Source organism: Streptomyces sp. NPDC005963 (assembly GCF_040638655.1).
In the GTDB taxonomy this organism is placed as follows: Bacteria; Actinomycetota; Actinomycetes; order Streptomycetales; family Streptomycetaceae; genus Streptomyces.
In genome coordinates, this window is the sequence record NZ_JBEXVD010000021.1 from 1 (window position 1) to 19,758 (window position 19,758).

17 protein-coding genes are annotated in these 19,758 nt (G+C 70.4%); 9 read left to right on the plus strand and 8 right to left on the minus strand.

The genetic code is table 11. From position 1 onward, the window contains the following. The first annotated feature begins 533 nt into the window (after window positions 1-533). From ABZ348_RS24440 to ABZ348_RS24460, 5 genes are all read left to right on the plus strand, one after another. A complete protein-coding gene (locus ABZ348_RS24440) occupies window positions 534-1,298 on the plus strand; it encodes an IclR family transcriptional regulator (protein WP_358936429.1) in 765 nt (254 codons plus the stop codon). Between the two features lie 282 nt (window positions 1,299-1,580). Next, window positions 1,581-2,363 (plus strand): MIP/aquaporin family protein, encoded by a 783-nt coding sequence (locus ABZ348_RS24445; RefSeq protein WP_358936431.1) that lies wholly within the window; start codon window positions 1,581-1,583, stop codon window positions 2,361-2,363. A 69-nt stretch (window positions 2,364-2,432) separates the two neighbouring features. Continuing rightward, entirely contained in the window at window positions 2,433-3,980 is a 1,548-nt protein-coding gene (gene glpK, locus ABZ348_RS24450; RefSeq protein ID WP_358936433.1) for a glycerol kinase GlpK, read from the plus strand. Window positions 3,981-3,994: 14 nt separating this feature from the next. Beyond that, on the plus strand, window positions 3,995-5,605 hold the full coding sequence (locus ABZ348_RS24455) for a glycerol-3-phosphate dehydrogenase/oxidase (RefSeq protein ID WP_358936435.1): 1,611 nt from the start codon (window positions 3,995-3,997) through the stop codon (window positions 5,603-5,605). 326 nt (window positions 5,606-5,931) lie between these two features. After that, the gene (locus tag ABZ348_RS24460; RefSeq protein WP_358936437.1) at window positions 5,932-7,167 is read left to right on the plus strand and encodes a PAC2 family protein; all 1,236 of its coding nucleotides are present in this window, start codon (window positions 5,932-5,934) and stop codon (window positions 7,165-7,167) included. Between the two features lie 104 nt (window positions 7,168-7,271). Here the strand turns inward: ABZ348_RS24460 and mshC are convergent, their stop codons facing one another. The 4 genes from mshC to ABZ348_RS24480 all read right to left on the minus strand — a co-directional run bounded on the left by mshC (window position 7,272) and on the right by ABZ348_RS24480 (window position 10,941). Then, window positions 7,272-8,501 (minus strand): cysteine--1-D-myo-inosityl 2-amino-2-deoxy-alpha-D-glucopyranoside ligase, encoded by a 1,230-nt coding sequence (gene mshC / locus ABZ348_RS24465; RefSeq protein ID WP_358936439.1) that lies wholly within the window; start codon window positions 8,499-8,501, stop codon window positions 7,272-7,274. A gap of 223 nt (window positions 8,502-8,724) precedes the next feature. Then, complete coding sequence (locus ABZ348_RS24470; protein ID WP_358936441.1) at window positions 8,725-9,510, minus strand: SCO1664 family protein; 786 nt, start codon at window positions 9,508-9,510, stop codon at window positions 8,725-8,727. Further along, window positions 9,507-10,097 carry a DUF3090 domain-containing protein gene (locus tag ABZ348_RS24475; protein ID WP_358936443.1) on the minus strand — a complete coding sequence of 197 codons (591 nt, stop codon included), beginning with the start codon at window positions 10,095-10,097 and terminating at the stop codon, window positions 9,507-9,509. Before ABZ348_RS24475 ends, ABZ348_RS24470 begins: the two co-directional genes overlap by 4 nt. A gap of 124 nt (window positions 10,098-10,221) precedes the next feature. Beyond that, window positions 10,222-10,941, minus strand: coding sequence for a histidine phosphatase family protein (locus ABZ348_RS24480; protein ID WP_358936445.1), 720 nt, complete (start codon window positions 10,939-10,941; stop codon window positions 10,222-10,224). Between the two features lie 98 nt (window positions 10,942-11,039). Here ABZ348_RS24480 and ABZ348_RS24485 point away from each other — a divergent pair, with 98 nt between their 5' ends. After that, window positions 11,040-12,104: a magnesium and cobalt transport protein CorA gene (locus ABZ348_RS24485; protein ID WP_358936649.1), complete on the plus strand. Its 1,065-nt coding sequence runs from the start codon at window positions 11,040-11,042 to the stop codon at window positions 12,102-12,104. Between the two features lie 58 nt (window positions 12,105-12,162). On the opposite strand, the gene ABZ348_RS24490 is transcribed toward ABZ348_RS24485, so the two are convergent. Further along, the gene (locus tag ABZ348_RS24490; RefSeq protein WP_358936447.1) at window positions 12,163-12,948 is read right to left on the minus strand and encodes a ferritin-like domain-containing protein; all 786 of its coding nucleotides are present in this window, start codon (window positions 12,946-12,948) and stop codon (window positions 12,163-12,165) included. A gap of 188 nt (window positions 12,949-13,136) precedes the next feature. After that, window positions 13,137-14,186, minus strand: coding sequence for an LLM class F420-dependent oxidoreductase (locus ABZ348_RS24495; protein ID WP_358936449.1), 1,050 nt, complete (start codon window positions 14,184-14,186; stop codon window positions 13,137-13,139). 154 nt (window positions 14,187-14,340) lie between these two features. Between ABZ348_RS24495 and ABZ348_RS24500 the strand changes: the two genes are divergently transcribed. Next, a complete protein-coding gene (locus ABZ348_RS24500; RefSeq protein WP_329016423.1) occupies window positions 14,341-15,324 on the plus strand; it encodes an aldo/keto reductase in 984 nt (327 codons plus the stop codon). Continuing rightward, entirely contained in the window at window positions 15,321-17,582 is a 2,262-nt protein-coding gene (locus ABZ348_RS24505) for a helix-hairpin-helix domain-containing protein (protein WP_358936451.1), read from the plus strand. The genes ABZ348_RS24500 and ABZ348_RS24505 overlap by 4 nt, the downstream gene beginning before the upstream one ends. Window positions 17,583-17,659: 77 nt before the next feature. On the opposite strand, the gene ABZ348_RS24510 is transcribed toward ABZ348_RS24505, so the two are convergent. Further along, window positions 17,660-18,319, minus strand: a complete 660-nt coding sequence (locus ABZ348_RS24510; protein ID WP_358936452.1) for a hypothetical protein — start codon at window positions 18,317-18,319, stop codon at window positions 17,660-17,662. Window positions 18,320-18,366: 47 nt separating this feature from the next. On the opposite strand from ABZ348_RS24510, the gene ABZ348_RS24515 reads away from it, so the two are divergent. Further along, complete coding sequence (locus tag ABZ348_RS24515) at window positions 18,367-18,555, plus strand: DUF5703 family protein (protein WP_329016431.1); 189 nt, start codon at window positions 18,367-18,369, stop codon at window positions 18,553-18,555. A gap of 328 nt (window positions 18,556-18,883) precedes the next feature. Here ABZ348_RS24515 and ABZ348_RS24520 read toward each other — a convergent pair whose 3' ends face one another. Then, on the minus strand, window positions 18,884-19,717 hold the full coding sequence (locus tag ABZ348_RS24520; RefSeq protein WP_358936453.1) for a chaplin family protein: 834 nt from the start codon (window positions 19,715-19,717) through the stop codon (window positions 18,884-18,886). Window positions 19,718-19,758: the final 41 nt, after the last annotated feature.

The following is a 19,758-nucleotide window of genomic DNA, read 5'->3' on the forward strand; positions in this document are numbered from 1 at the left end:
AAGATCTCATTGCACCCCTCGAGATCCTGGAAGTCCGCCAACGTCGGGTCCTGAGCCTGAAGCATCGTGCCCATAGCACCATCAGCAACAACGACTCGGGTGGCAAGTGCCTCACGGAGTGCCGCAATGCGGGTCCGGCTGTCGGCGGAGGGTACGGAGGGGGTAGGCGACGAGGCCATGGACGGGCTCCCTGGGATGCGACGGCTGTCGGCTTTGCGTCCTCGGTGGAGGGCGCACGGAGCCAGAGTAGCCGGGTGGCGGCGTCAAGGGGCGGGCCGTCCCACGGGACGGACCGCGCGGCGCGCCTGAAGCATCCGTTTTTGCACCCCGGTGGCCGCTCGGGGCAGACCACTACGGGGCAGGCCACCCCAGTAGATGCGTAACGGTACGCATCCACCGGTACGGGGCCGGCCGCCCGGCGGCGCCACAGTTCCCGCCGATCCGGTGCCCGCGAGATACTCACTCAGAGCACCAGGTCGACATCAACCGATAGCGTTCAGCATTGCCGAACAGTAGCCAGAAAGGCCGATCCAATGGCGAAGAACATCCAGTCGCTGGAGCGGGCTGCGGCCATGCTGCGGTTGCTCGCGGGCGGGGAGCGCCGGCTCGGTCTCTCGGACATCGCCTCCGCACTGGAGCTCGCCAAGGGCACCGCCCACGGCATCCTGCGCACCCTCCAGGCGGAGGGCTTCGTGGAGCAGGACCCCGCGTCCGGGCGCTACCAGCTCGGCGCGGAGCTGCTGCGCCTCGGCAACAGCTATCTCGATGTCCACGAACTGCGTGCCCGGGCCCTGGTGTGGACCGACGACCTGGCGCGTTCCAGCGGTGAAAGCGTCCATCTGGGCGTACTCCACCAGCACGGTGTCCTCATCGTCCACCATGTGTTCCGTCCGGATGACAGTCGCCAGGTGCTCGAAGTGGGTGCGATGCAGCCCCTGCATTCCACCGCCCTGGGCAAAGTGCTCGCCGCGTACGACCCGGTGGCGCACAGCGAGGCGGTGGAGGTCGTCCGGGAGCCCTTCACCCCGCGGACGGTCACGGAGCTGGCCGATTTCGAGGCGCTGCTCGACCACACGCGGGCGCGGGGGTGGGCCGCGGACGTGGAGGAGACCTGGGAGGGCGTGGCAGCGGTGGCCGCCCCCATTCACGACCGCCGCCGGATGCCGGTGGGAGCGGTCGCCATCACGGGAGCGGTCGAGCGGGTCTGTCTGAGTCAGGAAGTGCGATCAGACCTGGTCGCAGCGGTGCGGCAGTGTGCCAGGGCGGTTTCCCGCGATCTCGGCGCCGGGCGATTTTGACCACTTTGTCGCATCATCGGTAACGATCTGCTCTTCGTCGACTCCAGGTTCCGTGGTTCTCGTGGGTTGCGTCGATTTTCGGGCAGACGACGAGACAAAGCGTCTTGACGGCGTGTTGACCAGGGATAAAACTGCCGTCTAACGGTCGGCATTGTCGAACACCTACCGGCATTAGGGGTTAGAGTGTGGCAGCGCCAACGGCCGTACGCCCTCACCTGAGGGCACGGACCACCGGCGCGCCCGGGGTTCGCCTTCCCCTGGACGAAGGACAAAGGAGTCGCGGTGTCCAACTCCGACATCTTTATCGGCGAGACGATCGGAACCGCGGTTCTGATCCTCCTCGGCGGTGGCGTGGTCGCCGCCGTCACCCTGAAGAATTCCAAGGCCCGCGGTGCGGGCTGGCTCGCCATCACCTTCGGGTGGGGCTTCGCGGTCCTCACGGCCGTCTACATGACGAGCGGGCTCTCCGGTGCCCACCTCAATCCCGCCGTCACCCTCGGCATCGCCATCAAGGACGGGACCTGGTCCAACGTTCCCGTCTACCTCGCCGGCCAGATGCTGGGCGCGATGATCGGCGCGGTCCTGTTCGTGGTCGCCTACTACGGCCAGTTCATGACCCATCTGACCGACCGGGCGATCATCGGAGACCCCGCCGACAAGCCCGTCGAGGGCAGCCACAGCGCCAAGGCCGGCCCCATCCTCGGCATCTTCTCCACCGGCCCGGAGATCCGGATCGTCTGGCAGAACCTCGCCACCGAGATCCTCGGCACCGCGGTCCTGGTGCTCTCCGTCCTCACCCAAGGGCTGAACGCCGAGGGCAAGGGCCTCGGCCCACTGGGCGCCCTCATCACCGCCCTCGTCGTCGTCGGCATCGGCCTCTCACTCGGCGGGCCCACCGGCTACGCCATCAACCCGGCCCGCGACCTCGGCCCCCGCATCGTCCACGCCCTGCTGCCGCTGCCCAACAAGGGCGGCTCCGACTGGGGCTACGCCTGGATTCCCGTCGTCGGCCCGCTGGCTGGCGGAGCACTCGCCGCGGGTATCTACAACCTCGCGTTCGCTTGACCGTGCGCCCGTACGCCGTACGGGTGGAGCCACAGCCGTCTCCCCTTCGACCACCAGCAGGAGCACCCCGTGACTGACGCACACACCACCGGCGCCGCCTCACATGGGCACGGCCCGTTCATCGCGGCCATCGACCAGGGCACCACGTCCAGCCGTTGCATCGTCTTCGACAAGGACGGCCGGATCGTCTCCGTCGACCAGAAGGAGCACGAGCAGATCTTCCCCAAGCCGGGCTGGGTGGAGCACGACGCCATCGAGATCTGGACCAATGTGCAAGAGGTCGTCGCGGGCGCGATCGACAAGGCGGGCATCACCGCCGCCGATGTGAAGGCGATCGGCATCACCAACCAGCGCGAGACCACGCTGCTCTGGGACAAGAACACCGGTGAACCCGTTCACAACGCCATCGTCTGGCAGGACACCCGTACCGACGCCCTCTGCCGTGAACTCGGCCGCAACGTCGGCCAGGACCGCTTCCGCCGGGAGACGGGTCTGCCGCTCGCCAGCTACTTCGCCGGCCCCAAGGCCCGCTGGCTCCTCGACAACGTCGAAGGGCTGCGGGAGCGCGCCGAACGCGGCGAGATCCTGTTCGGCACCATGGACTCCTGGGTCATCTGGAACCTGACCGGCGGCGTCGACGGCGGGGTGCACGTCACCGACGTCACCAACGCGTCGCGCACGATGCTCATGAACCTCCACACCATGGCCTGGGACCCCAAGATCCTCAGTTCCATGCACGTGCCCGCCGAGATCCTGCCCGAGATCCGCTCCTCCGCCGAGGTGTACGGCACAGCCAAGGGCGGGGTCCTCGACGGCATCCCGGTCGCCTCCGCACTCGGTGACCAGCAGGCAGCCCTCTTCGGTCAGACGTGCTTCGCCGAGGGCGAGGCCAAGTCGACCTACGGCACCGGCACCTTCATGCTGATGAACACCGGCCACACCCCGGTCAACTCGTACAACGGGCTGCTGACGACCGTCGGCTACCGCATCGGCGAGGAGCGGGCGGTCTACGCCCTCGAAGGTTCGATCGCCGTCACCGGCTCGCTGGTGCAGTGGATGCGGGACCAGATGGGCCTCATCTCGTCCGCACCGGAGATCGAGACGCTGGCCCTGACCGTGGAGGACAACGGCGGCGCCTATGTCGTCCCCGCGTTCTCCGGACTGTTCGCCCCGTACTGGCGTCCCGACGCCCGCGGTGTGATCGCCGGTCTCACCCGGTACGTCACCAAGGCACACATCGCCCGTGCGGTTCTGGAGGCAACCGCCTGGCAGACCCGCGAGATCAGCGACGCCATGACCAAGGACTCCGGCGTGGAGTTGACCACGCTCAAGGTCGACGGCGGCATGACCTCCAACAACCTGCTGATGCAGACCCTCTCGGACTTCCTGGACGCACCCGTGGTGCGCCCCATGGTCGCCGAGACCACCTGCCTCGGCGCGGCCTACGCCGCAGGTCTGGCCGTCGGGTTCTGGCCGGACACGGACGCGCTGCGCGCCAACTGGCGACGGGCCGCCGAATGGACCCCGCGCATGGACGCCGACCAGCGCGAGCGCGAGTACAAGAACTGGCTCAAGGCCGTGCAGCGGACCATGGGCTGGCTCGAAGAGGAAGACTGACAGGAGTAATGGACATGACCACCCTGCAGAGCGTTCCGACCCTCGGTACGCACCCGGCATCCGGCTTTCTCCCGAGCCGGGCCGAGACCCGGGAGCAGCTCTCCAAAGCCTCGTACGACCTCCTGGTGATCGGCGGCGGCATCCTGGGCATCTCCACCGCCTGGCACGCCGCGCAGTCCGGACTGCGGGTGGCCCTGGTGGACGCCGGTGACTTCGCCGGCGCCACCTCGTCCGCCTCCTCCAAACTGCTGCACGGCGGTCTGCGCTACCTCCAGACCGGGGCGGTGAAGCTGGTCGCGGAGAACCACTTCGAGCGTCGCGCCCTCTCCCGCGAGGTCGCCCCCCACCTGGCGAATCCGCTCACGTTCTATCTGCCGGTCTACAAGGGCGGACCGCACGGCGCGGCCAAACTGGGTGCCGGCGTCTTCGCCTACTCGGCGCTCTCCGCCTTCGGCGACGGCGTCGGCCACGTCATCAGCCCGGCCAAGGCCCAGCGCGACGTGCCCGAGTTGCGTACGGAGAACCTCAAGGCGGTCGCCGTCTACGGGGACGACCAGATGAACGACGCCCGGATGGCGTTGATGACGGTCCGTGCGGCCGTCGACGCGGGCACGACCGTGCTCAACCACGCCGAGGTCACCGGGTTGCGCTTCACCCGGGGCCGTGTGACGGGCGCGGAGCTCAAGGACCGTACGGACGGCACGGAGTTCGGCGTGGACGCCCGGCTGGTGCTCAACGCCACCGGCCCGTGGGTGGATCATCTGCGCCGGATGGAGGACGCGGGCGCCGCGCCCTCCATCCGCCTCTCCAAGGGCGCGCACCTGGTGCTCAAGCGCACCTCTCCGTGGAAGGCGGCCCTGGCGACGCCGATCGACAAGTACCGGATCACCTTCGCCCTCCCCTGGGAGGACATGTTGCTGCTCGGAACGACCGACGAGGCGTACGAGGGAGATCCCGGCGAGGTCGCGGTGACCGAGCAGGACACCGCCCAGATCCTGGACGAAGCCGCGTTCTCCATCCGTGACCAGCAGTTGTCGCGCGATCTGATCACCTATGCGTTCGCCGGTCTGCGGGTGCTGCCCGGCGGCCCCGGGGACACCTCCCAGGCCAAACGGGAGACGGTGGTCACCGAGGGCCGTGGCGGAATGCTGTCGGTCGCCGGCGGTAAATGGACGACTTTCCGCCATATCGGTCGTACGGTCATGACCAAACTGGCGGCCCTTCCCGGGCAGCCGCTCACCGAGGACATGGAACCGATCGACCGGTTGCCCAGGAAGCTGCCGCTGCCGGGGATCGCCAATCCGAACGCGGTCGCGCACCGGTTGATGGCCGACGGGCCGGCGCCGGGCCCGCGGATGTCCGCGGACACCGCACTCCATCTGGCCACCCACTACGGCTCGCTCTCCTTCGACATCGCCCGGTTGGCCAACGACGATCCCGCACTGGCCGAACGAATCCACCCCGAGGCCCCGGAAATCTGGGCCCAGGTCGTCTACGCACGGGACCACGAGTGGGCCGAGACCGCGGACGACGTGCTGCGCCGGCGTACGACCCTCACCGTGCGCGGGCTGGCCACCGACGAGATACGGGCCGGGGTGGAAGGAATGCTCCGCCAGCGGCGCTGAGCCACGCCGGACGGCCCAGGGTGCCAGGCTCTGACGATCATGTCGAGGCCCGCCCCCGAGGATCACGCTCCAACCGCTCCCCCGGGAGATGCGGGCGTGATCGTCGGGGGTGCTGACCGTCCCGCACGGGGGAGGTACGCCAACTGGTGCCGCCCCGGCTGCGCCGCTGGTGGGAAGCAGCGCACGGCAACGCGTGCGCACGACCGCTTTCCAGCCGCTGTACACCTCATCGAAGTTCACCCGCCCGTGCACGAGGGCTGCGGCGCGGCACCTCGTAACCCGTAAGGTTGGTGCGTACGCGAGGGAACTTCGGAAGGAGGCACTGGGTGATCGAGCTCGAGGGGGTACCCGAGCTGATCGACCCGGTCATGGTGGCCGCGTTCGAAGGCTGGAACGACGCCGGCGACGCCGCCTCCACCGCGGTCGCACACCTGGACCGGGAGTGGAAGGGGGAGGTGTTCGCGGCCCTGGACGCCGAGGACTACTACGACTTCCAAGTGAACCGGCCCACGGTGTGGCTGGACGGCGGAGTACGGAAGATCACCTGGCCGACGACCCGACTGTCCGTGGTCCGCGTCGGCGGCGAGAAACCGCGCGATCTGGTGTTGGTGCGGGGCATCGAACCGTCCATGCGCTGGCGGTCGTTCTGCAATGAGATCCTCGGCTTCGCCCATGAGTTGGGCGTGGAGATGGTGGTGATCCTCGGCGCGCTGCTCGGGGACACGCCCCACACCCGGCCGGTACCGGTCAGCGGCATCACGTCCGACCCCGACCTGGCCAGGACCATGGATCTGGAGGAGACGCGTTACGAAGGCCCCACCGGGATCGTGGGCATCCTCCAGGAGGCGTGCACCCATGCGGGCGTGCCCGCGGTGAGTCTGTGGGCCGCGGTGCCGCACTACGTCTCCCAACCGCCCAATCCCAAGGCCACCCTTGCCCTGCTCAACCGGTTGGAGGATCTGATCGGTCTCCGCATTCCGCTGGGCGAACTGCCCGAGGACGCACGGGCGTGGCAACTCGGCGTGGACCAACTGGCCGCCGAGGACAGCGAGGTGGCGGAGTACGTCCAGACGTTGGAGGAGGCCAGGGACACGGCGGAATTGCCCGAGGCGTCGGGCGAGGCCATCGCCCGCGAGTTCGAACGGTATCTGCGGCGGCGGGACGGCGGGCCCGGCAGCGGTCCGGGGCTGGCGACCGACGGCGGTGACAGCGGGACCTACCTCCGTGATCCGTCCGGCGGGTTGAACCGGCCACCGAAGTCCGCCCGTCCGGAGTCGGGCACCGAAGCGAACGCCGAAGCGGAAGCAGACACCGCAGCAGATCCAGGCACCGCATCGAAACCGGACGTCACATCGGAAGCGGATACCGAAGCGGAAGCAGTTGCCGAAGCGGGCGCTGGAGACGGCGATGGGGACGGAGCGTCCGGCGAGGCTGCGGAGACGGATGCCACGGCGGCTGCCGACGACACGGTCTCGGGCCCCGACGAGGGCCGGGCGGACGGGCCGGACGCCGAGAACGCTAAGGACGCTAAGGACGCCGAGGAGGATCCTCCCGGGCGGTGAGTTGAGCGGGGCTCGCCCGTACTCCTGGGCGCGCCCCGGTACGGCGTGAGGGGCGGCGCGCGTTCGCGCGCCGCCCCTCACGTATGTACCTCGCCGTCCTTGAGCTACAGCGCCACGCCCAACAGCGCGTCGACCGTACGGGAGACGAGCCCGGGCGCCCCCTCGTCCGTACCGCCCTCGGCATGCTGGCGGGCTGCCCAGCGGTCGACGGCGAGCAGTGCGGTCGGGGCGTCCAGGTCGTCGGCGAGAGCCGCCCGAACCTCCTCGACGAGCGCCTCGGCGGACGGTCCGTCGGGACGGGAGACCGCCGCGCGCCAGTGCTCCAGGCGCTCGACCGCGTCCCGTAGGACCTGGTCGGTCCACTCCCAGTCGGCCCGGTAGTGGTGGGAGAGCAGCGCGAGGCGGATCGCGGCGGGGTCGACGCCTTCGCGGCGCAGGGTGGAGACGAAGACCAGGTTGCCCTTGGACTTCGACATCTTCTCGCCGTTCAGGGCGACCATTCCGGCGTGCACGTACGCCCGTGCGAAGGGGTGCTCGCCGGTGAGGGCGTGGGCGTGCGACGCGCCCATCTCGTGGTGGGGGAAGACGAGGTCCGAGCCGCCGCCCTGGACATCGAAGCCCATGCCGAGGTGGTCGAGGGCGATGGCGACGCACTCGATGTGCCAGCCGGGCCTGCCGCGGCCGAGGCTGCCGCCGTCCCAGCTGGGCTCGCCCTCACGGGCGGCCATCCAGAGCATGGGGTCGACGGGGTTCTTCTTGCCGGGGCGGTCGGGGTCGCCGCCGCGTTCGGCGGAGAGCAGCCGCATCGCCTCGGCGTCGAGGTGGGACACCTCGCCGAAGTGGGGGTCGGCCTCGACGGAGAAGTAGACGTCGCCTTCGAGTTCATAGGCGGCGCCTGCGTCGCGCAGCCGTTCCACCAGCGGGACGATGCCCGGTATCGCCTCGACGGCTCCGATGTAGTGCTGCGGCGGGAGCATCCGCAGTGCGGTCATGTCTTCGCGGAAGAGGGCGGTCTCGCGCTCGGCGAGCCGGGTCCAGTCCTCCCCGTCGCGGATGGCGCGCTCCAGCAGTGGATCGTCGACGTCGGTCACGTTCTGGACGTAGTGGACCTGGCGCTTGGTGTCGAGCCACACGCGCTGGACGAGGTCGAACGCGTTGTAGGTCGCCGCGTGTCCCATGTGGGTGGCGTCGTAGGGCGTGATGCCGCAGACGTAGATACGGGCGACGGGGCCGGGAGCCAGGGTGAGTGGACCGCCGGTTGCGGTGTCGTGAATCCGAAGGTCGCGGCCCGTGCCAGGCAGGGCGGGGACCTCAGAAGCGGGCCAGGCATACATGATCTGAGCCTAACCGGACGGGTGATCCGGATACGAACCGGATCACGCCGGTTGGCCGGTTGTGCACTCTTGTGAATTGTCCGCGCTCTGTGCTGGGCGCCCCATAGAGCCGTTGAATGAGCCGCGACGGGTCCATAAGTCGACACGGCGCTTCAAAGACTGGCGGCCTATCGATCCCCGATCCCATGCCCGACCCGATCCGGTCAGCCGTGCCGCTCGCCCCTCACACGGGCGGCCAGGGGATCGCCGGCCACTCGCCGGAGGGCACCGGGTGTCGGCCCGTGGCCCGTAGCGCAGCCACCCTGCTGCGGATCGCCGCCACCTCGGCCGGGGTCAGCAACTGCCCCAACCGAACGTCGAGCGGCTCGCCCACGGCCAACGCCGACGAGAGCGCCTCCAGGGCCTCCAGGGCCTCGTCGGGCAGCGGCTCGCCCGCCCACCCCCAGAGCAGGGTGCGGAGCTTGTCGTCCACGTGGAAGGTGACCCCGTGGTCGATGGCGTACAGCGCGCCCCCCTCGGCGGGCAGCAGATGGCCGCCCTTGCGGTCGCCGTTGTTGATCACCGCGTCCAGTACGGCGAGCCTGCGCAGTCGCCCGTCGTCGGCGTGGACCAGCAGAGCGGTGCGCCCCTCGCCCACCTCGGCGAAGCCGACCGGCCTCCAGCCCTCCCCCGCCTCCTCGCCCTCGACGAGCGCAAGGAGCTGAGCCGAGGCGTCGGCCTCGATCCACAGTTGGACCATGCCCTCGCCGTGCGGGCCGTCCCTCAGAACCGTCGGGGGCACCAGCCCCCAGCCCAGGGCCTCGGAAACCTCGTAGGCGGCCACTTCGCGCTGGGCCAGCGTGCCGTCGGGGAAATCCCAGAGCGGACGTTCCCCGGCGACCGGCTTGTAGACGCAGGCCGCCTCCTCGCCGTCGTGGACGACCGAGCAGACCAGGACCGCGTTGGACGCCTCGCGCACCTGGCCCCGCACCCGGAGCTCCCCCTTGGCCAGGAGGTCGAGGGCGGTCACGCTCCCCTGCGGTATCCGTTCTGGCGCGGGCACACGTGTCCTTCCGGATCGAGCGGCAGACTGCACAGCGGGCACGGGGGACGACCGGCGTTGACCACGTCCAGGGCCCGTTTGGCGAAGGCCCGGGCCTGTGCACCGGTCAGCCGCACCCGCAGCATGGGCGGGCCGTTCTCCTCGTCCCGCAGCAGCCGCTCTTCGGCGTCGGCGAGGTCCTCGTCGGACTCCGCCTCCAACTCGACCAGGGCCTGCGCCTCGACGATCATGCGCTGTTCCTCGCCGTCCCAGGCCAGGGCCATGGTGCCCACCCGGAACTCCTCCTCGACGGGGGAGTCAAGCGGGGCGGTGTCCGCGACGTCGGTCGGTGCCATCGCCGGCACGGGCGCATTGCCCCCGGTGCGGCGCACCACTTCGTCGAGGAGCTCGTCGATGCGTTCGGCGAGCGCGGACACCTGGGTCTTCTCCAGGGCCACACTGGTGACGCGTCCTCCGGCCGACGCCTGGAGGAAGAACGTACGGCGTCCAGGCAGCCCGACCGTACCGGCCACGAACCGGTCCGGCGGGTCATAGAGGAACACCTGACGGGACACGCTCTTAACTCCCTCAGAACTCGGGAACGACCTGGCATTGACCTGCAACGAGCTGTACGAACGGGCTGAAGTGCCCGGCGGTGGTGCGGGCGCACTCCAGCCCGTCCACCCTACTGCCAGGCGATCACACGGTGCCCGTGCCGCCACCGACGACGGCATCGCCGTCACCACCGGCGACGTCGGCGCTCCCGGCAGCACGGTGGTCCCGGTCGTGCGGTGCCAGTGAGCCCAGTTCACCTGTGTCCCCCAGGCGCAGAAGAAATGGCCGCGTACGGGTGTAACGGATCGCTGTCACGGAACAAGGTTCCACATGGACCCGCTGGAAGAGATCGAGATGCATGCCGAGTGCGTCCGCGACGATCGACTTGATGATGTCCCCGTGCGAGCAGATCGCATAGACCGCGTCCTCGCCGTGCTCTGCGTCGATGCGCTCGTTCCAGTCGCGTACGGCGTCGACCGCACGCGACTGCATCGCACGCATGGACTCACCACCAGGAAATACCGCCGCAGAAGGATGCTGCTGCACCACCTGCATCAGTGGTTCGTCGGCCAGTTCACGAAGCTTGCGCCCCGACCAGTCCCCGTAGTGGCATTCGCCGACCCGGTCGTCGGTCTGGAGGCGCAGTTCGGGCCGGGCGTCCAGCAGGGGTTGCACGGTCTGGAGGCAGCGTTCCAGCGGGCTGCTGACCACCGCGGCCAGCGGCAGCGCGGCGAGGCGCTCGGGCAGGGCGGCGGCCTGGGCGGCGCCGTGTTCATCGAGATGGACGCCGGGGGTCCAGCCCGCGAGTACCGCTGCGGTGTTCGCGGTGGAGCGTCCGTGGCGTACCAGGATCAACGTGGCCATGTCCGCCAGCCTAGGTCGTGTCGGTGCCGATCCGTCCCTGCGGGGCGCGGGAAGCGGCGGCCGGTGCCGGGGTGCGTCGGGCCGGCCCGCGCGGAAGAATACGCGCCGTGATCGTCGACTGCGCCATCTACCGCGACGGGCGCCGCACCGAGGGCCCTGCCGATCTCTCCGATGCGCTCGCCGAGGCCAGGGCGAGCGGCGACGCCTTCTTGTGGATCGGTATGCATGAGCCGACGGACAAGGAGTTCGACCTGGTCAAGCAGGAGTTCGGGCTGCATCCCCTGGCCGTCGAGGACGCTTTGCGGGCTCATCAGCGGCCCAAGCTGGAGGTGTACGACGACTCCCTGTTCATGGTCCTCAAGCCGGTGACGTACGAGCCCGAATCGGACACCGTCACCGCCGACGAACTGATGGTCTTCATCGGTGATTCCTTCGTGGTCACGGTCCGTCACGGCGAGAGTTCACCGCTGGCCGCCGTGCGCCAACGCTTGGAGGCGGAACCCGAGGTCCTGGCCCACGGCCCCACGGCGGTGCTGTACGCGGTCAGTGACGCGGTGGTCGACCGCTACATCGAGGTGGCCGCCGAGTTGCAGGTGGACCTGGAGGAGATGGAGGCCGAGGTCTTCGCCCCCGCCCGGAAGGAGGGCCGTCGCTCGCGGCGCTCGCGCAGGGCCGACCGGGCCGGCAGCGCGGCCGAGGCCAAGCAACCGACGGCCGGGCCGCCCACGGCCGCCAGGATCTACGTCTTCAAGCGCCAGGTGCTGGAGTTCCGTCGGGCGACCGGTCCGCTGGCCGCACCGATGGCCCGGCTGTCGAGCGCGGGGGTGCCCTTCGTCCATGAGCGTTCGCAGCCGTTCTTCCGCGACGTCAGCGACCATCTGACCCGGGCGAACGAGCAGGTGGAGGGTCTGGACCGACTGCTCTCGGACATCCTCGCCGCCCACCTCGCGCAACAGGGGGTCCGACAGAACGACGACATGCGCAAGATCTCGGCCTGGGCCGCCATGGCGGCCGTGCCGACGATGGTCGCCGGGATCTACGGGATGAACTTCGCCCACATGCCCGAGCTGGGCTGGGTGTGGTCCTATCCCGCGGTGCTGGTACTCATGGGCGGCACCGTCTACAGCCTCTTCCGGCTGTTCAAACGCCGGGGCTGGCTGTAGACGGGGCCGGCCGTACGAACGACCGGCGGCCGTACGTCCGCCCGAGCCGACGGGAGGGTCAGAAGGCGGGGGCGACGGTGGGCGGCCCGTCGAGGGCACCGCGTCGTTCCGGCATCCGCAGACTGATCATCCGGTGCCAGCCGCCGAACCTCTCGTAGCCGTACATGGCCTGGATACCGGCCGAGAGCGCTGCCGACTTCGCTCGTGGCCAGCGCAGCACCCGGCCCATTTCCGCCATCACGGCGAGGCTGACGTCGCGGTAGACCTTGATCTCGGTCAGGGCGCTCTCCCGGAGGACGGTCTGGATGGTGCGGCCGTGTCCGGCGGCTGCGAGGCGGAGCAGTTCCTCGTGGCAGTACGCGAGGTGGTTCTCCTCGTCGTTGCAGATCATCCGGATGGCCTTGCCCAGTTCCGGGTGGTGACCGAAGTGCTTGACCAGCATGTCCATCTGGTCCGCCGCACGCTGCTCGGTCACCCGGCTGTGGGCGAGGTAGACGACGATGTCCTCCTCGGTCAGGGGCTCCTCACGGCGGAGCTTGTCGTGGGGGAGCCCGATGCCGTGCTGCTCCAGGAGCATCGTGTAGTCGGTCCCCGGCGGTACGGGGACGGGTTCGAGCCCGCGCTTGTGGAGCAGTGCGTTGAAGATCCGGCCGTGCTTGTCCTCGTCCGCGCCGTGCCGGGCGATCCTGGGCGCGAGGTCGGCCATGCCGGCGGGCACCAGGGCTGCGATGCGGCCGTTCTCCCAGCCCCCCTGGGCCTCGCCGCTGGCGGCGATGGAGCAGAACAGCTGGAAGGAGTCGTCGTGGTCGATGATCTCCTGGAAAAGGCTTCGAGCCGAAAGCATCACTGCCACCTCCTGAAGGCGTCCGCGAAGGCCCGCAAGGGTCCGCAAAGAAAGAGTCAAGTGCGGTACGGGGTGCGGGGCAACACGTGCGTCGGCCAACTGCGCCGAACGGATGACATCAGGGGGCGAGGAGCCGGCCGGCCCCGGGGACACCGGGCGTACGGTGCCCCCCTGCGGGCCGGGGCGGATCAGGCGAGGCCCGAGCGCTCCAGTGCGGCGGTGCCCGCGCGCAGGGCGGCGAGGCGCTCGTCGAGGGTGAACCCGGCCGGGGCCAGGGTCAGGGTGGTCACTCCCGCCGCCGCGTACTGGTGCATCCGGTCGGCGATCCGCTCCACGGAACCCAGCAGTGTGGTGGAGTCGATCAACTCCTTCGGTACGGCCGCGGCGGCGCCGTCCTTGTCGCCGGCGAGGTAGCGGTCCTGGATCTCGTCCGCCGCCTGCTCGTACCCCATGCGCCGGGCGAGTTGGTTGTAGAAGTTCTGCTGGCGGCTGCCCATGCCGCCGACGTACAGGGCGGTGTACGGGCGGAACACGTCGGCGAGCGCATCGAGGTCGTCGCCGAGGGCGAGCGGCAGGGTGGGGCAGACGTCGAAGCCGTCCATCGACTTGCCGGCCTTCTCGCGGCCGGCCCGGAGGTGGCGGATCGCCGTCTCCTCCAGATGGTCGGCCGACGGGAAGATCAACAGGGCGCCGTCGGCGATCTCACCGGTCTGTTCGAGGTTCTTGGGGCCGATCGCGGCGATGTAGAGCGGGATGTGTGCGCGCTCGGGGTGGACGGTGAGTTTGAGCGGCTTGCCGGGACCGTCGGGGAGCGGCAGCGTCCAGTGCGCACCCTCGTAGGAGAGCCGCTCGCGGGCCATGGCCCTGCGGACGATCTCCACGTACTCGCGGGTGCGGGCGAGGGGCTTGTCGAACTTCACGCCGTACCAGCCCTCGGAGACCTGGGGGCCGGAGACCCCGAGTCCGAGACGGAACCGACCGCCGGAGAGCGAGTCGAGGGTGGCCGCGGTCATGGCCGTCATCGCGGGCTGGCGGGCGGGGATCTGGAGGATGGCGGAGCCGACGTCGATGCGCTCGGTGTGGGCGGCGACCCAGGCGAGGACGGTCGGTGCGTCGGATCCGTAGGCTTCCGCCGCCCAACAGACGTCATAGCCGAGCCGGTCGGCCTCCTGGGCGACCGCGAGGTTGTCGCCGTCCATCCCCGCGCCCCAGTAGCCGAGGTTGATGCCGAGTCGCATAACACTCCCTCTTACCGATCAGTAACTTCTCTGTTCCGGGGACTCTAGCGCCCGGAGGGACCATCCGTCAGGGGGGCGATCGGGCTGGTCGGCGACCACTCGGTTGTCCACAGGGTCTCTCGGTGTCGTCGCCCGGCCAGTAATCTCAGCGCTCATGGAGCAGAGGCATCTCGGCCGCACCGGCCTGCGCGTGTCCCGAATCGGTCTCGGCACCCTGACCTGGGGCCGGGACACCGACGAACACGACGCCGCCGACCAGTTGAAGGCGTTCTGGGAAGCCGGTGGGACGCTGGTGGACACCGCCGACGTGTACGGGGGCGGGGATGCGGAGTATCTGCTCGGGCAGTTGATCGAGCGGCTCGTGCCCCGGCGCGACCTCGTCATAGCCACCAAGGCGGGCAGCGTGCTCGACCCCGACCGCCGCTTCAACACCTCCCGCGGGCATCTGCTCGCCTCACTCGACGACTCCCTCGCCCGGCTCGGCACGGACTACGTCGATCTCTGGCAGGTCCACGCCTTCGATCCGCTGACCCCGCTGGACGAGACGTTGCAGGCCCTGGACATCGCCGTCAGCAGCGGTCGGGCGCGCTACGCGGGCGTATCCAACTTCTGCGGTTGGCAGTTGGCGAAGGCGGCGACCTGGCAACTCGCATCGCCCGGGCCGCGCACCCGGCTCGCCAGCACACAGATGGAGTACTCGCTCCTCCAGCGCGGGGTCGAGCGCGAGGTGTTGCCCGCGGCGCTCGACCTGGGCGTCGGCCTCCTGCCGTCGTCGCCGCTGGGCCGGGGCGTATTGACGGGGAAGTACCGCCACGGCACGCCGTCGGATTCGCGGGGCGCTTCCGAGGTCCTCGGCCCCTTCGTCGAGCCGTACCTCGACGAGACCGCGGACGGCATCGTGGAGGCCGTGCTCACCGCGGCGGACGGACTGGCGACCACGGCCCTACAGGTGGCACTCGCCTGGGTGCGGGACCGGCCGGGAGTGGTGGCCCCCATCGTCGGCGCGCGCAACGCGCAGCAACTCGTCGCAGCACTGTCAGTGGAGGCGCTTACGCTTCCTGACGAGATCCGACGGGCGCTCGACGACGTGTCGGCGCCCGTGCACCGCTATCCCGACCAGGACTGGAGCATGTTGTGACCGCGTCATCCCAGGAGCAGGGCCCCGGTCCCCATGCCGAGCCCACCGCCACCGACGCGCCCGCCCCGGAGCCGGCCGACGCATCCGACGCGCGAAGCGGTGACGAGTCGGCCCCCGAGCCCAAGGCCGCCGCCGAATCCACGGTCGACCCCGAGCCCGCGGCCACCGCTGCGGACGGCGCCCCCAGCGCGACCGAGCCGGGCGCCGGGAGCGGGGAGACCTCGGAGGCGGCGGCCGAACTGCTCGCCCAGCGGGAGCTGCGGGAGCGGATCGAACAGCGCAAGGCCGAGAAGGAAGGGCCCATCGCGAGCGGCGCCAAACTCAGCGGACAGGCGGCCGACCTGCTGGCCGCGGTGCGGGCGGTCGAGAGCGGGGAGTCCACGGGCCGGGCCTTCTTCCCCTCCCCCACGGACCGACCCGCCACGGATGGACCCGCCACGGCCGAGCCGGTGCGCGTCCGCGCCGGCCGGGCACCCGGGTCGACGCCGTCCGCATCGCCCCGCACCGCTCACACGAGTGCGCCCGAGACCGTTGCAGCGGTACGAGCCGTGCTCGGCGAGGGCGGTGCACCCGACGACCTCGCCGCGCAGGTGGCGGACGTACTCGGGGAGACGGCAGCGGTACTGCTCAGGGAGGACCCTTGGCAGTTGCTGACCGTGCCCGGAGTACTGCCCCAGCAGGCCGACGGATTCGCCCGAGCACTTCTCGGCGATGCGTGCGGCCCGGGGGACGAGCGCCGGACGGCAGCGCTGGTCGTCTGGCAGTTGGAGCGCTCCGCGCTGCGGGGGCACACCGCCCTGGAGTCCTCGACCCTGTGTGCGGCGCTGGCCGGGCACTCGGTGCCCGATCCACAGGAGGCCCTGCGGAGCGCCGCGGCCGACGGTGTGGTGCTGCTCTTCGACGGCTCGTCCGAGGACGGCACGCTCGAACACGACGAAACGACCGGTGGAACGACCGACGACGCAGCCGACGAGGGCGGCACCGGGAGTGCTGCCGAAGGCGTGCCGGCCGGCCCGGTGCTCTGGGGGCTGGACCGCTACGCACTGGCGGAGGAGAGCCTGGCGGACGGCCTGGCCCGCCTGGCCCGCGGGGACGCGGACGACCGTTGGGAAGCCGCACCGGGCGAGCTGGCCAGGGCGCTCGCCGTGAGCGGTCTTGTGGTCCACACCGGCGCCGAGGCGGCTCGGGACGAACCGGTCGCCCTGGCCGCCGCCGCAACCGCACAGGGGCTGCGCTGCGTCGTCGCGCTCCACAGCGAGTACGGCCGAGAGGCGCAGGGCGGCGCGGTCACCGTCGCCGGGCTGCTCTCCGGCGCCGAAGGCCCGGGGCGGGACGAGGACGGCGCACTGGCCCTGGACCTCCTGGTGGTGTTGGACGCCCCCCTGCTCGACGTGGAGACGGCGGCGGTCCTGGTGGAGTCGCTGCCGGACGGGAGCCGGCTGCTGCTCAGCGGCGACCCCGGCCAGTTGGGCTCGGCCGGTGCCGGGCGGGTCTTCGGAGACCTGCTGGCTGCTCGGGTGTGCCCCGCCGTCGCTTCCCGGACGCCGGACCCAGGCCCGCTCGGCGAACTGGTCTCCGGGATCGGTGCCGGAGAGCTCTGTTCCGTGGCAGCGCCCGACAAGGAGGTCGTCATCGTGCCCGTGCGGGATGCGGGCGAGGCCGTGCACCGCACGGTGCAGTTGGTCGCCGACTCCGTACCGCGCGCGATCGGGATCTCAACCGAACAGACCCAGGTCATCACGGTCGGCCACGGTGGTGCGGCCGGCACCAGAGTGTTGAACGCGGCACTGAAGCAGCGGCTGAATCCGGGGCCCGGCCGGTTCGGAGGCTTCGACCCGGGCGATCGGATCGCCTACGCGCCTGCGTTCGGCCGGACACTGCCGGGCACGGTCGTCTCGGCGGACGCCGAGGGTCTGCGCTTGGAGTGCGGGGGCACACGGGTGACGGTGCCCAAGGAGCGGGTCGACTCCGTCGTGCGCCACGGCTGGGCCATGACGGCCCATCAGGCGGCCGGGATGCGCTGGCCCGCTGCCGTGGTGGTACTGCCCAAGGACGCCGCCCCCGGATTGAGCCGACCCTGGGTGTACACGGCCTTCGGCCGGGCCGCACGCCATCTCTCCGTGGTCCACGGGGTGGACCAGGCACTGCCGCACGCGGTTGCGCAGATCCCCGCCCAGGACCGCACCACACGGCTGCGGCCCCTCCTCGAAGGGCTGCTCCAGCCGGAGGCCGCCGGACAGGTCGCGACCGGCTCGTAGCACCGAGGGGCACGGCAAAGGGTCCGATCCCGCTGTACGCGCACGGGATCGGACCCTCAGCGAAGAAGTGCAGCCGGTCAGATTCCGGCTTCGTCGAGGTCGTCGAGGTCCTCGCCCAGGTCGTCCTCGTCGAAGACCGCGCTGACGTCGAAGCGGATCACCACTCGCTGCGGGTCCGCCTGCTCGAAGGGGGTGCCCAGCCACTCGCCCGCCTCCGGCAGCTCGTCCAGGGCCGACACCCACAGGGTCGAGTCACCCTCTTCGAGCCCGAACTCCTTGTGCTGCGAAACGATCTCGTCCGGCTCGTACTCACCGAAGAGCACGCCCAGCGCCGCATGGACGCTGCCGGCCGCGGACCGGCCGTCCCGGGTCGGATCGTCCTCGGGATCGGCCGCGGTGATGCGCTGCGCCTGTGCGAGCAGCCGCTGGGGCTCCACCACCGCGTAGTCGCGGCGGATCAGCACACTGAGGGCGTTGGGTTCGTCCGGGCCCGTGTACGGCGGCAGTGACTCGTCGGCCCCGGGGATCTCGAAGGGTGTCACCTCGTCGTAGCGGTCGTAGAGGCGCTCGTCGTACGTCTCCGCCGCCACGGCCAGGGCGTTGAACGCGTCATAGACGGCCGGGTCGTCGTCTCCCGTGCGGTTCTCGACCGCCGCGAGGTGACGGTCCAGTGCGGCTTTGACGGCCTCGGCGGCGGCACGTACCTCGGCAGCTGTGGGCTGCGCAGCATCAGACATAGTGCAGACGCTATCCGTACCGGGCCCGTGCCCGCACAATAGATGCGATGCCGGAATACGAATTTGTCGATGTGTATGTCCCGCGCGGGGTCTCCCGACAGGAGGCGACCCGCCTGCTGACCGACCATGCCGAGTACGCACACTGGGAGTTGGACCGACTCACCCTGCACCGCGACGGCAGCCGGAGGGTGCGGTTGCGTCGCCGTATCATCCGCCAGGTGCGCGCCACCTGGTGATCAGCGCATCAGTACGGAGCAGGCCCGGCCAGCCCTGAGCCCGCTCCGCTCCACCGTCTCCATCGCTGCGCGTGCCCGGCTGCCCTCGCGGTTCGCTGCGGCTCCGCGCGGCGGCCGGGATGACTGCCGCGCGGGCCGGAGGTACGGGGCCCGCGCACAGGGCTTGTTTCCGTCGGTTCGGCGTGGCGGGGCAACGGCACTCCCCCGCGGTCTTCGCCAGGGCTGACGTCCCTCGGTGCATTGACCCGCAGGGTTTTCGCCGTGTCGCCGTGCGCTCGACGGTCACGACAGCCGGACCCGTACGGGGACTGACCCCGCCGGACGTTCCCTAAGCGGCGCGGGTGCGGCGGTAGAGCACCGCTCCGGCCAGCAGCATGGCGGCGCCGGCCGGGACGACCACTCCCAGGGTGCTCACGCCGGTCTCCGCCAAAGTGCCGGAGTCGTCGTTGTCCGCGAGGGAGTGCGTCGTGGAACGGTCGGTCCACTCCCTGGGCGCCTCGGGCTTGACCGGGGCGCCGGGGTTACCCGGGTTGCTCGGGGTCACGGGGCGGGGCTCGGCGGGCTTCGTGGGGGTGCCGGGGCGCGGATCGACGGGCCGCGGCGTGCTCGGCGTACCCGGTGTGCTCGGTGTACCGGGCTGCTGCGGATTGCCCGGCCGGCTCACGGACGAGGCATTGGTGCAGTCGTTGCCGAAGGTCGGGTTGAGGGCGCTGACCACGTTCACGGAGTTGCCGCAGACGTTGACCGGCACGTCGACCGGGGCCTGGACGTTGTTCCCCGAGAGCACGCCGGGAGAGTTGCTGGTGCCACCGCTGGCCACCGCACCGCCGCCGGTGATCGGGGCACCGCCCGGCTGTGCACCACCCGGCTGTGCACCGCCTGCTGGGGAGCCGCTGACGGGCCCGGGGCGGCCCTGGGACGAAGAGTCGTTGCGGCACGTGTTGCCGAAGGTCGGATTGAGGATGCCGACCGCGTTCACGGAGTTCCCACATGCATTGACGGGAACGTTCACGGGCACCTGGACCGAGTTCCCGGAGGCGACGCCCGGGGAGTTGGACGCTCCCCCGAAAGCCCCGGAGTCCGCGTGCGCGTATCCGCCGAGCGCCATGGCGCTGCCTGCGGCGGCCATGGTGATCAGGCCCTTGCGCGTGACCTGTCGCATAGGTTGTTTCCTTGCCTTTTCGTGGTCTGCCTCCGGGCCCG